14 protein-coding genes are annotated in these 12,082 nt (G+C 63.3%); 11 read left to right on the top strand and 3 right to left on the bottom strand.

Annotated features, from left to right (window positions below):
• From MOV74_RS17630 to MOV74_RS17620, 3 genes are all read left to right on the top strand, one after another.
• A partial coding sequence (locus MOV74_RS17630; protein ID WP_246924924.1) for an anhydro-N-acetylmuramic acid kinase occupies positions 1-233 on the top strand: 233 nt, incomplete at its 5' end.
• Positions 234-329: 96 nt separating this feature from the next.
• Entirely contained in the window at positions 330-1,007 is a 678-nt protein-coding gene (locus MOV74_RS17625) for a glutathione S-transferase family protein (RefSeq protein WP_246924921.1), read from the top strand.
• Positions 1,008-1,017: 10 nt separating this feature from the next.
• Positions 1,018-1,341: a multidrug efflux SMR transporter gene (locus tag MOV74_RS17620; protein WP_246924919.1), complete on the top strand. Its 324-nt coding sequence runs from the start codon at positions 1,018-1,020 to the stop codon at positions 1,339-1,341.
• On the opposite strand, the gene MOV74_RS17615 is transcribed toward MOV74_RS17620, so the two are convergent.
• Positions 1,338-1,985 carry an alpha/beta hydrolase gene (locus MOV74_RS17615; RefSeq protein WP_014495555.1) on the bottom strand — a complete coding sequence of 216 codons (648 nt, stop codon included), beginning with the start codon at positions 1,983-1,985 and terminating at the stop codon, positions 1,338-1,340. The two genes, MOV74_RS17620 and MOV74_RS17615, sit on opposite strands and share 4 nt — an antisense overlap.
• A 345-nt stretch (positions 1,986-2,330) precedes the next feature.
• Between MOV74_RS17615 and MOV74_RS17610 the strand changes: the two genes are divergently transcribed.
• The 8 genes from MOV74_RS17610 to MOV74_RS17575 all read left to right on the top strand — a co-directional run bounded on the left by MOV74_RS17610 (position 2,331) and on the right by MOV74_RS17575 (position 9,961).
• A complete protein-coding gene (locus MOV74_RS17610) occupies positions 2,331-3,470 on the top strand; it encodes a cysteine desulfurase family protein (RefSeq protein WP_246924917.1) in 1,140 nt (379 codons plus the stop codon).
• 113 nt (positions 3,471-3,583) lie between these two features.
• Positions 3,584-5,080 carry a Fe-S cluster assembly protein SufB gene (sufB, locus tag MOV74_RS17605; RefSeq protein ID WP_246924914.1) on the top strand — a complete coding sequence of 499 codons (1,497 nt, stop codon included), beginning with the start codon at positions 3,584-3,586 and terminating at the stop codon, positions 5,078-5,080.
• Positions 5,081-5,211: 131 nt separating this feature from the next.
• A complete protein-coding gene (gene sufC, locus MOV74_RS17600) occupies positions 5,212-5,964 on the top strand; it encodes a Fe-S cluster assembly ATPase SufC (protein WP_246924912.1) in 753 nt (250 codons plus the stop codon).
• A 12-nt stretch (positions 5,965-5,976) separates the two neighbouring features.
• Positions 5,977-7,281: a Fe-S cluster assembly protein SufD gene (gene sufD, locus MOV74_RS17595; RefSeq protein ID WP_246924910.1), complete on the top strand. Its 1,305-nt coding sequence runs from the start codon at positions 5,977-5,979 to the stop codon at positions 7,279-7,281.
• Positions 7,278-8,525 carry a cysteine desulfurase gene (locus MOV74_RS17590; protein ID WP_246924908.1) on the top strand — a complete coding sequence of 416 codons (1,248 nt, stop codon included), beginning with the start codon at positions 7,278-7,280 and terminating at the stop codon, positions 8,523-8,525. Before sufD ends, MOV74_RS17590 begins: the two co-directional genes overlap by 4 nt.
• Positions 8,522-8,893 carry an SUF system Fe-S cluster assembly protein gene (locus MOV74_RS17585; RefSeq protein WP_011087115.1) on the top strand — a complete coding sequence of 124 codons (372 nt, stop codon included), beginning with the start codon at positions 8,522-8,524 and terminating at the stop codon, positions 8,891-8,893. Before MOV74_RS17590 ends, MOV74_RS17585 begins: the two co-directional genes overlap by 4 nt.
• A 49-nt stretch (positions 8,894-8,942) precedes the next feature.
• On the top strand, positions 8,943-9,353 hold the full coding sequence (locus MOV74_RS17580) for an iron-sulfur cluster assembly accessory protein (RefSeq protein WP_246924906.1): 411 nt from the start codon (positions 8,943-8,945) through the stop codon (positions 9,351-9,353).
• A gap of 167 nt (positions 9,354-9,520) precedes the next feature.
• Positions 9,521-9,961, top strand: coding sequence for a TfoX/Sxy family protein (locus MOV74_RS17575; RefSeq protein ID WP_246924903.1), 441 nt, complete (start codon positions 9,521-9,523; stop codon positions 9,959-9,961).
• A 70-nt stretch (positions 9,962-10,031) separates the two neighbouring features.
• Here the strand turns inward: MOV74_RS17575 and fabA are convergent, their stop codons facing one another.
• Positions 10,032-10,562: a bifunctional 3-hydroxydecanoyl-ACP dehydratase/trans-2-decenoyl-ACP isomerase gene (gene fabA, locus MOV74_RS17570; RefSeq protein ID WP_246924900.1), complete on the bottom strand. Its 531-nt coding sequence runs from the start codon at positions 10,560-10,562 to the stop codon at positions 10,032-10,034.
• A 179-nt stretch (positions 10,563-10,741) separates the two neighbouring features.
• A complete protein-coding gene (locus tag MOV74_RS17565) occupies positions 10,742-11,809 on the bottom strand; it encodes a GGDEF domain-containing protein (RefSeq protein WP_246924897.1) in 1,068 nt (355 codons plus the stop codon).
• Between the last annotated feature and the right edge of the window lie 273 nt (positions 11,810-12,082).

The raw sequence follows: 12,082 nt of genomic DNA, 5'->3' as shown, positions 1-12,082 counted from the left end.
GGATCGTCTGCGGCGGCGGCGCGCGCAACCTCACCATGCTGCGGATGCTGCGGGAGCGGGTGGGAACGGCGACCGTCGAGGCCGCCGAAACGCTTGGCTGGGCCTCCGACGCTATTGAGGCCCAGGCCTTCGGTTTCCTCGCGGCGCGCGGGCTGAAGGGGCTGCCGCTGTCCTATCCGGCGACCACTGGCGTGCCGATGCCGATGACGGGCGGGGTGATCGCAAGGCCGTGAACATCAGAGGCGGTCAATGCAGATGCATCGATCTTGACGTGTTCATGCAAATGCATCTATATGGATGCAGTTGCATTTAACGCCGGGATCGCCACCATGACCGCATCGCTCAAACTGATCAGCCACAAGCTTTGCCCCTACGTGCAGCGCGCCGTGATCGCGCTCAAGGAGAAGGGCGTCCCGTTCGAGCGGATCGATATCGATCTCGCTGCCAAGCCCGACTGGTTTTTAAAACTGTCGCCGCTCGGCAAGGTGCCGGTGCTGGTGGTGACGACGGAGCAGGGCGAGGTCGCGTTGTTCGAGAGCAACGTGATCTGCGATTACATCGAGGAGACGCAAGGCGGCGCGAGGCTGCATTCGGCGGACGCGTTGAAGCGTGCCGAGCATCGTGCCTGGATGGAATTCGGCTCGGCGATCCTCGGTGATCTCTGGGGTCTGGAGACCACGACAGATCCCGCGACCTTCGAGAGCAAGCGTCAGGCGCTCGTTGCCAAATTCGTGCGCGTCGAAGCCGCGCTTGGCGCAGGTCCGTTCTTCGCCGGCGCGCAGTTCAGTCTGGTCGACGCGGTGTTCGCGCCGATCTTCCGCTATTTCGATCTGTTCGACGAGCTGACCGAGCACGGCATCTTCCGCGATGTGCCAAAGGTGCGGGCGTGGCGCGCCGAGCTTGCGAAACGTCCGAGCGTGCGCAGCGCGGTCGGCGCGGACTATCCGGAATTGCTGCGCGCCTTCCTCGTGCGCCACGACGCACATCTGCTCAAGCTCGCGGCCTGAACGCATTTCGATGTCGCCGTCAATGGCTTGGCTGATGCTCGTGATCGCCGGCGCGCTTGATGTCGGCTGGGCGATCTCGATGAAATACGCGGAAGGTTACACGCGCGTGGGTTGGAGCATCGTCTCGCTCGTGCTGCTCGCGGCCTTCGTCTTCCTGCTCGGGCGTGCTTTGAAGGTGCTCGAGGTCGGCGTCGCCTATTCGGTGTGGACCGGAATCGGGGCTGCCGGCACGTTCGTGATGGGCGTCGTGCTGTTCGGCGAGACCTTGAGCGCGATGAAGCTTGCGGGCATCGCGCTCGTGTTGATGGGAATCGTGGCGCTGAAGCTGGCTTAGCGCACGTTGGCGAGGCGCATGTCGAGATAGGCCGTGATGGTCTCCATCAGCGGCTCGAGCTTGGCGTCGAAGAAATGGTTGGCGCCGGGGATGACCTGCTGGTCGATCACGATGCCCTTCTGCGTCTTCAGCTTCTCGACCAGGGTGTTGACGTCCTTGGGCGGCACCACCGCATCCTTCTCACCATGCACGATGAGCCCAGAGGACGGGCAGGGCGCAAGGAAGGAGAAGTCGTAGAGATTGGCGGGCGGCGCGATCGAGATGAAGCCCTCGACCTCGGGGCGGCGCATCAGGAGCTGCATGCCGATCCAGGCGCCGAAGGAGAAACCGGCGACCCAGCAGGCGCGCGCTTCGGGATTGATGGTCTGGGCCCAGTCAAGCGCGGCCGCCGCATCCGACAATTCGCCGGTCCCGTGGTCGAACGAGCCTTGGCTGCGACCGACGCCGCGGAAGTTGAAGCGCAGCACCGAGAAGCCGCGATGGGCAAACGCGTAGTAGCACTGGTACACGATCTGATGGTTCATCGTGCCGTGGAACTGCGGATGCGGATGCAGGATCATCGCGATCGGCGCGTTCTTCTGCTTGGCCGGATGATAGCGGCCTTCGAGACGGCCGGCAGGGCCAGTGAAAATAACTTCAGGCATCGATGATCTCTTGATTGATTTGCTGGAGAGACGATCCTCGGCAATCAACCGATTGTGGCCTCATCGGCAGATGCCGACGGAAGCGAATGAAGGGTGAGAAGGCGCGCCTTGCGGTGATGCGCTGAAGGCGCGCGGTGACTTGACGGTGCGGGTTCTAACATAGGCTGAGGGTCAAAAAGCAAGCATCTTGAACATCACTGAATGGGCTCAAGATGTTAGCGTGTCTGGTCGCGTCATCAGCGGCGGCGGATATGGGATCGCGGTTGCCAAGCGCGTGCCGGAGCGCCATGTCGGGCCGGACGGCCGGATAGGCCCGGCCTCCCAGTTAAGGTAATGTAATACTACATGCGGAACCGCGTTTATCTCGACTGGAATGCGACCACGCCACTGCGCGCGGAGGCGCGACGCGCAATGGTCGCAGCCTGGGACCTGGTCGGTAACCCGTCCTCGGTCCATGCCGAGGGACGGGAAGCGCGACGGCTGGTCGAGGAGGCCCGCGCCACGCTAGCGGCGGCGGTAGGTGGGCTGCCGCGGAACGTAGTCTTCACCTCCGCTGGGACGGAAGCCAACGCGCTGGCGCTGTCGCCCGGCCTGCGACGCCCAACCGGCGGCCCGGTCGAGCGGTTGCTGGTCTCGGCCGTAGAGCACGCTTCGGTGCTGGCTGGCGGCCGGTTCGCGACGGACAAGATCGGTCTGATCCCGGTATTGCGCTCCGGTGTGGTTGATCTCGACCATCTCAGGAGCCTGCTCGGTGAGGGTCCCCCGGCACTGGTTTCCGTCATGGCAGCGAACAACGAAACCGGCGCGGTCCAACCGGTCGCGGAAGTCGCCCGGATCGTCCACGAGGCCGGCGGCCTCCTGCATGTCGATGCAATCCAGGCGTTCGCAAAAATTCCCTTCGAAATCAACGCCATGGGCGTGGATCTTGCGACTTTCTCTGCCCATAAGATCGGTGGCCCCAAGGGGGTCGGCGCGCTGGTCGTGGCGGAGGGACTGGCGGGATTGGAGCCGTTGCTGCGGGGAGGTGGCCAGGAGCTGAACCGGCGCGCGGGAACCGAGAATGTTGCGGGAATCGCGGGCTTCGGCGCCGCCGTGAAGGTCGCCCTTCAGACTCTGCGGGAAGATACAGAGCAGATGGCAACCCTCAGAAATCGCTTGGAAAATGGCATCCGAGGGATTGCGGGCGCAACAATCTTTTCGGAGGAGATTGAGCGGTTGCCAAATACCGTCCTGTTCACCGCGCCCGGCCTCAAGGCTGAGACCGCCGTGATTGGCTTCGACCTCGAAGGGGTCGCCGTCTCCTCCGGTTCGGCCTGTTCCTCGGGGAAGGTGCAGCCGTCCCACGTTCTTTCGGCCATGGGCTATGATCCGGCGGTCGCCCAGGGAGCGGTGCGCCTCAGTCTGGGCTGGTCCACGGAACCAGAGGACATCAATAGGGCGTTAGAGGCTTGGCGAAAGCTCGGTAATACCCTACTTAGAGGCTAAGCGACGAAACACGGCTTGAACGGTTCTAAGCGCGTGCTTTCGGCCAGAAAACATCGTAATACTCGTCCGAGTTTGATCCACCGCGGTCCTTGAAACCGCGAGCGGAGGATAGAATGCCAGCCGTGCAAGAGACGGTCGAGCGCGTGAAGCGCATCGACGTCGATCAGTATCGTTATGGGTTTGAGACCCTGATCGAGTCCGACAAGGCCCCCAAGGGGCTGTCGGAAGAGACCGTCAAGTTCATCTCCGAGAAGAAGAACGAACCCGCCTGGATGCTCCAGTGGCGGCTCGAGGCCTATCGGCGCTGGCTGACCATGACCGAGCCGACCTGGGCCCGCGTCGACTATCCCAAGATCGACTTCCAGGACCTCTATTACTATTCGGCGCCGAAGCCGAAGAAGACGATCAGTTCGCTCGACGAGATCGATCCGGAGATCCTGAAGACCTACGAGAAGCTCGGCATTCCCTTGCGGGAAGTCGCGATGCTCGAAGGCGTCGAGCCCAAGCCCGGCGATCAGGATCCTGCCCGGCGCAAGATCGCGGTCGACGCGGTCTTCGACTCAGTGTCGGTTGCGACCACGTTCCAGGCTGAGTTGAAGAAGGCCGGCGTGATCTTCATGCCGATCTCGGAAGCCATCCGCGAGCACCCTGAATTGGTGCAGAAATATCTCGGCTCGGTGGTTCCGACCTCGGACAATTTCTATGCGACGCTGAACTCGGCGGTGTTCTCCGACGGCTCGTTCGTCTACGTGCCGCCCGGCGTGCGCTGCCCGATGGAGCTGTCGACCTATTTCCGCATCAACGAGCGCAACACCGGCCAGTTCGAACGCACGCTGATCATCGCCGACAAGGGCTCCTACGTCTCGTATCTCGAGGGCTGCACCGCGCCGCAGCGTGACGAGAACCAGCTGCATGCCGCCGTGGTCGAGCTCGTCGCGCATGACGACGCCGAGATCAAATATTCGACGGTGCAGAACTGGTATCCCGGCAATTCGGAAGGCAAGGGCGGCATCTACAATTTCGTCACCAAACGTGGCGACTGCCGTGGCGACCGCTCCAAGATTTCCTGGACCCAGGTCGAGACCGGCTCCGCCATCACCTGGAAATATCCGAGCTGTATTCTGCGCGGCGACAATTCCAGCGGCGAGTTCTATTCGATCGCGATTTCCAACGGCTATCAGCAGGTCGACAGCGGCACCAAGATGATCCATCTCGGCAAGAACACGTCGAGCCGGATCATCTCCAAGGGCATCGCCGCCGGCAAGTCGCAGAACACCTATCGCGGCCTCGTCACGGCGCACCGGAAAGCCACTGGCGCTCGCAATTTCACGGCCTGTGACTCGCTCCTGATCGGCGACAAATGCGGCGCGCACACCGTGCCCTACATCGAAGCCAAGAACTCCTCGGCGACGTTCGAGCACGAGGCGACGACCTCGAAGATCTCCGAGGACGTGCTGTTCTACTGCATCCAGCGCGGTCTTTCGCAGGAAGAAGCCGTCGGCCTCGTCGTCAACGGCTTCGTCAAGGACGTGCTGCAGCAACTGCCGATGGAGTTCGCGGTGGAAGCGCAGAAGCTGATCTCGATCTCGCTTGAAGGGTCGGTCGGCTAGCTTCGGCCTCATCCCGCGGAGGCCGCGCAAGCGGCCGTCTCGAAGGATGGCTACCGGAAAGATTGTTGGCCTCGTCCTTCGAGACGCGCCTCCGGCGCTCCTCAGGGTGAGGGGATAGATGGAAAAACATTATGGCTTTGCTTGAAGTGAAAGACCTGAAGGTTCGTGTCGAGGAGCGTGAGATCCTCCACGGGCTGACGCTGACCGTGAACGAAGGCGAGATCCACGCCATCATGGGGCCGAACGGCTCCGGCAAATCGACGCTCTCGCACGTCATCGCCGGCAAGCCCGGCTATGAGGTCACCGACGGCCAGATCCTGTTTCGGGGCGAGGACCTCCTGGAAATGTTGCCGGATATGCGCGCCGCCAAGGGCGTGTTCCTGGCGTTCCAGTACCCGGTCGAGATTCCCGGCGTCGCCACCATGAATTTTCTGCGTACGGCACTGAACGCCCAGCGCAAGGCGCGGGGCGAGGATGAATTCTCCACTCCTGACTTCCTCAGGAAGGTCCGCGAGGTCTCGAAGTCGCTGAACATTCCGCAGGACATGCTCAAGCGCGGCGTCAATGTCGGCTTCTCCGGCGGCGAGAAGAAGCGCAACGAGGTGCTGCAGATGGCCCTGTTCGAGCCGAGCCTGTGCATCCTCGACGAGATGGATTCCGGCCTCGACATCGACGCGCTGCGCATCGCGGCCGACGGCGTCAACGCGCTGCACTCGCCCAAGCGCGCGATGGTCGTGATCACCCATTATCAGCGGCTGCTCAACTACATCGTGCCCGACGTCGTGCACGTGATGTCGAAGGGCCGTGTCGTGAAGAGCGGCGGCAAGGAACTGGCGCTGGAGCTGGAAGCGTCCGGCTACGCCCAGTTCGAGGATGCCGCGTAAGGATTGTTTGCAATGAACGTTGCTGTGGCAAAGACCGGAAAGGGCCGCGCGGTGAGCGATCTCTTCACCAGCGCCGAGGGCCGGCTGCCGGGTTCGTCCGCGGTCACCGCAGTGCGCCGCGAGGCGTTCGAGACCTATGAGCGTCTCGGCCTGCCGCACCGCCGGATCGAGGAATGGAAATACACCGATCTGCGTGCATTGGTCGGCGAGGTACTGCCGCTGGCAGCCGCGCCCGATGCGGCTGCGCTGAAACGCGCCGCGGACGCGGCGAAGGTGCATGCGATCGCAGGTGCCCGCAAGCTTGTGCTGGTCGACGGCGTGTTCGCCGCCGATCTGTCCGACGTCAAGGCGCTCGCCTCCGAGATGGGCTTCAAGACACTGCGGGAGACGCTGGATCAGGACGTCGATATCCTGAAGACCGCCTCCACGGATGCGGTGATCGCGCTGAACGCGGCGATGGCAACCGACGGCGTCGTGTTGTCGATCGCGGATGGCGCCCAACTGTCTGCGCCGATCCAGATCATTCACATCGCGACCGCGGCTTCCGTCTCGGCCTTCACCCGCTCGCGGGTCGTGATCGGGAAGGGCGTCCACGCCACCCTCATCGAGAGCTTTGTCGCGGCCGGTGCGAAAGCCTATCAGGTCAACGATGCCGTTATCCTCTCGGTCGGCGACAACGCCGATGTCGCACATATCCGCCTGATGGACGATGCACCTGACGCGGTGAACATCACCTCGCAATTCGTCACCGTCGGCGCGAACACCAAGCTGAATTTCTTCAACATGACCACCGGCGCTGCGGTGAGCCGCCTCCAGGGCTTCATCACGCTGGCGGGTGAGGGCAGCGAGCTCTCCGCCAACGGCGTCAACCTGTTGCAGAAGACCGAGCATGGCGACACCACGCTGGTGGTCGACCACGCCGTGCCGAACTGCGTCAGCCGCGAGATCTTCCGCGCCGTGATCGACGACCGCGCGCATTCGGTGTTCCAGGGTCGCATCATCGTCCGTCCCGACGCGCAGAAGACCGACGGCAAGATGATGACGCGCGCGCTGCTGCTCTCGGACGAAGCCGAGGCAGACAACAAGCCCGAGCTCGAGATCTTCGCCGACGACGTCTCCTGCGGCCACGGCGCCACCGCCGGCGCGCTGGACGACAGCCTCTTGTTCTATCTGAAGGCGCGTGGCCTACCGGAGAAGCAGGCTCAGGCGCTGCTGATCCAGGCTTTCGTGGGCGAGGCGATCGAGCAAATCGCCGATGACGGCTTGCGCGAGCACGTGATCGGCATCGCCGAGCGCTGGCTGGAGCGGCGCCAATGAGCACGCATCCCGCAGTCAAGAACGGCACCTACGATGTCGCCCGCGTACGCCGGGACTTTCCGGCGCTCGCCATGCAGGTCTATGGCAAGCCGCTGGTCTATCTCGACAACGCGGCGTCCGCACAGAAGCCGAGTTCCGTGCTCGATCGTATGACGCAGGCCTATACGAGCGAATATGCGAACGTGCATCGCGGCCTGCATTACCTCGCCAATGCCGCGACCGAGGCCTATGAGGGCGGTCGCACCAAGGTGGCGCAGTTCATCAATGCGCCCCGCACCGAGGAAGTGATCTTCACCCGCAATGCGACCGAGGCGATCAACCTGGTCGCGTCGTCCTGGGGCGGGCCGAATATCAAAGAGGGTGACGAGATCGTCATCTCGATCATGGAGCACCACTCCAACATCGTGCCCTGGCATTTCCTCAGGGAGCGCCAGGGGGCCGTGATCAAGTGGGCGCCGGTGGACGACGAGGGCAATTTTCTCATCGACGAATTCGAGAAGCTGCTGACCGCCAAGACCAAGCTGGTCGCGATCACGCAGATGTCGAACGCGCTCGGCACCATCGTGCCGGTCAAGGACGTCGTGAAGATCGCCCATGCCCGCGGCATTCCCGTGCTGGTCGACGGCAGCCAGGGCGCGGTGCATCTGCCCGTCGACGTCCAGGACATCGGCTGCGATTTCTATGTCTTCACTGGGCACAAGGTCTACGGGCCGACCGGAATCGGTGTGCTCTGGGCCAAGTATGACCATCTTGTCGCGATGCGCCCCTTTAACGGCGGCGGCGAGATGATCCGCGAGGTCTCGCGTGACGTCGTCACCTATGGCGATCCCCCGCACAAGTTCGAAGCGGGCACGCCTGCGATCGTCGAGGCCGTCGGCCTTGGGGCTGCCATCGACTATGTCAACTCGATTGGCAAGGAGCGCATCGCCGCGCACGAGCACGATCTCACCACCTACGCCCAGGACAAGCTGCGCGAGATCAACTCGCTGCGGCTGATCGGCACGGCGCGGGGCAAGGGCCCGGTGATCTCCTTCGAGCTCAAGGGCGCCCACGCCCACGATGTCGCCACCGTAATCGACCGCCAGGGCATCGCGGTGCGCGCCGGCACCCATTGCGTGATGCCGCTTTTAGAGCGGTTCAACGTCACGGCTACCTGCCGGGCCTCGTTCGGCATGTATAATACGCGGGAAGAAGTCGATCATCTGGCACAGGCGCTCTTGAAGGCGCGGGATTTGTTCGCATGAGTGACACGGCCGAAATCAAAGCCAATCCGATGGAAACCCGGTCGGCGCTGCCGCCGGAGGAAACCGAGCGGCTGACCACCGAGATCATCGCGGGCCTCAAGACCGTGTTCGATCCGGAGATTCCGGCCGACATCTACGAGCTCGGCCTGATCTACAAGGTCGAGATCAAGGACGACCGCTCGGTCGACGTCCAGATGACGCTGACGACGCCGAACTGCCCGGCCGCCGGCGAGCTGCCGACCATGGTCGAGAACGCGGTCGCCAGCGTCCCTGGCGTCGGCGTGGTCGACGTCAAGGTCGTCTGGGAGCCGCCGTGGACGCCCGAACGCATGAGCGACGAGGCCCGCCTCGTGCTCAACATGTGGTGACGGTCTCTGCTCGCATTGAATTCGCTCCGCAACGGACCACATAGATAACATGACCCAGATTTCGTCAGGCTCGACACCAGCTTCGACACCAAAGCCCCGGCGGCCCCGCCCGCAGGTGATGCGGCTGACGGACGCCGCTGCCCAGCGCATCACCGAACTGACCCAGCGCGCCGATTCCGAGATCGTCGGCCTGCGCGTCGGCGTGAAGAACGGCGGCTGCGCCGGCCAGTCCTACACGGTCGAATACGCCCATGACATTCGCCCGACCGACGAGGTCGTCGAGGACAAGGGCGTCAAGATCCTGGTCGACCCCAAGGCCGTTCTGTTCCTGCTCGGCACCGAGATGGACTACAAAGCCGACAAGATGCAGGCTCAGTTCGTCTTCAACAACCCCAACCAGATCTCTGCCTGCGGCTGCGGCGAGTCGGTCGAACTGCGGCCGGCGAAGATCGACGGGTAGTTAGCCCAACGCTTCGCTCCCGTGTCCCGGACGCGCTGCAGCGCGCTTGCGCTGCTGCGCAGAGCCGGGACCCACGCTATAATTCCCGTCGTAGAGGGACTGGGCCCCGGCTCAGCAGCGCACCGTTTCACGGCGCGCTGCGTCCGGGGCACGAGAGAGTTGCGCGCATGGACCGCGAATTCCTGACCGACCTGTTCGCCGATTTCGGCCCCGTCACCATCCGAAAAATGTTCTCCGGCTACGGCATCTCCGCCGATGGCATCAACTTCGCGCTGGCCTTGCGTGCCGGCCTGTTCTTCCGCGCCGACGAGGTGACCATCCCGGACTTTGAAGCCGAAGGCTCAAAGCCGTTCCAATATTCGACCCGCGCCAAGACGGTGATCGTGAACTCCTACTGGGAGCTGCCGGCGCGCCTGTTCGACGATTCCGAGGAGCTGGTGCAATGGGCGAGGGCGGCACTCGCCGCCGCGCAGCGTGCCAAGGTGAAGACACGGCCGAAGGGGAAGAAGGCGGCGAAGGCCGCGAAGAAAGTCGCTCGAAAGCCGGCAAAGAAGGCAGTCAAGAAAACGGTGCGTAGGGTGGGCAAAGCGAAGCGTGCCCACCGTTAAGCTGCTGATTGTGGAGAAGATGGTGGGCCCGGCGCTGGCGCGCCTTTGCCCACCCTACAGGATCTGATGCTTAATCCACAGCCTTGGTCAGGCCCACGCGCATATCCTTGGCCGTGAAGACACAGACGCCGTCGGCAAGCACGCGGCCGTCGGCGATGCCGAGCACCAGCTTGCCGCGGCGGACCATGCGCATGGCGACCTCGTAGCGAACGCGCCGGGCGTCTGGTGTGATCTCGCCGGTGCACTCCACCTCGCCGACGCCGATGGCGCGGCCCTTGCCGGGCGAGCCCGACCAGCCAAGCCAATAGCCGATCATCTGCCACATGGCGTCGAGCCCTAGCGTTGGCGGCATCATCGCGTCGCCGCGATAGTGGCAATCGAAGAACCAGTGGCTGGGTGCGATGTCGAGCTCGCCGACGATATGGCCCTTGCCGAACGTGCCGCCGTCCACGCTGATCTCCGTGATGCGATCCATCATCAGCATCGGCGGTGCCGGCAATTGCGCATTGCCCGGGCCGAAATAGCCGCCTTCGCTCGATCTCAGCAACTCGTCCCTGGTGTAGGACGGTTGCGGCGTGTGAAAGTCGTGGGGGTTGGGCAAGACGACAAGTCCTCAATGCTCAGGCGGCGAGGAGGATGTTGCTTGCCGCCGAAGAATGTCAAGCGGGCGGTGCCGTAGGGTGGGCAAAGGCGCGTAGCGCCGTGCCTACGGTCTTTCCATGATCGAGACAGGTGGTGGGCACGCTTCGCTTTGCCCACCCTACGGCAGCTCGCGGAAGCCTACGCCACGCGGCTGTGGGTCTCGACCGCGTATTCCGGATCGGCTTCGCAGATCACGCGGTTGCGGCCGTTACGCTTGGCGGCGTAGAGACAGGCATCCGCACGCTCGATCAGCGCATCGGTGTCGTCGCCCTGCTTGAGCATCGAAACCCCGACGGAGATGGTGACGCGGCCGAGGATCTCGCCGGTGGACTTCTTCTTCAATTCCTTCGCCATCACTGCGCGCCGGATGTGGTCGGCCACCGTGAGGGCCTGACGCAACGCGGTGTTGGGCAGCACGACCGCGAACTCCTCGCCGCCATAGCGTGCGGTGATATCCTGGCCCTTGATGGTCTGCTTCAGCGAAAGGCCGACGAGCCGCAGCACCTGGTCGCCGGTCAGATGGCCGTAGGAATCGTTGAACGATTTGAAGTGATCGATGTCGACCAGCAGCAGCGACAGCGGCTCGCCCGAAGCGAGCGCGCTCTGCACGGCCATATCGATCATGCGATCGAAATATTTGCGGTTGCCGAGTCCGGTGAGCGGGTCGGTCAGGCTCTCTGCGCGGATCGCCTCCAGGCTCTGCTGGAGATTGCTGATCTCGTTCTTCGACAGCGTCAGCCGGTCTTCCAACGCCTTGTTGGTCTCACGCATCTCGTTGGTCGAACGCAGCAGCGTTTCGACGATCGACTTGATCTGGTCGCGGCTCTTGGCCGACGAGAGTTTTTCAGTGGCGCCCGACAAGCTGGCATCGTAGGAGCCGGTCATGCCGAGCGCATCGCTCAAGACCTTCATCACGTCGTCGATCTCGCCGATGACGCGCGCGCCGACCTTGTCGATGCGGTCGGTGGTCTTGATGTGGGAGAGATAGGTCTCGTAGATCTGTTCGAGATCGGCTTCGGTCAGCTTGCCGCTGCGCGCCAGCGTCTCGTTGACGATCTTGTTGAGCGGCGCGTTGTAGCCGGTGGCGTAGACGTACCAGATCTCGTAGTTGCGGGGAATTGCCGTCTGTCGCAGCGATCGGATCTGACCGAGCGCTACCTCGGCGAACGCCATCGTGCGTTCGTGTTCGTCGAGAACCTTGACCACGGAACATACCCCACAGCGGTCGATGCGCCGTCGACCGCAGCAATGCTTAAATTATGTTCGTAGGCTAACGGACGATCGTGAACGCCCCGTAAATATACGTTCACGAATGCATCTAAAAAATTGTGCGGCGGGTTTGCTCAACCGAAACCTGGAGCGCGCCGCGCTTCAGGCCCCGGCGGGGGAGCGAACCGGCCTCAGCAGAAACGCCGGCAGATGCGAGTGATCGCCCGGCTCGGTGTCGGCCTCGCGTTGGCGGCGCGGTTCGGGACGGCC

It is taken from the genome of Bradyrhizobium sp. SHOUNA76 (assembly GCF_023006445.1).
Taxonomy (GTDB): Bacteria; Pseudomonadota; Alphaproteobacteria; order Rhizobiales; family Xanthobacteraceae; genus Bradyrhizobium.
The sequence above is the reverse complement of the archived record's forward strand: the minus strand, read 5'-3'. Positions and strand labels throughout refer to the sequence as shown.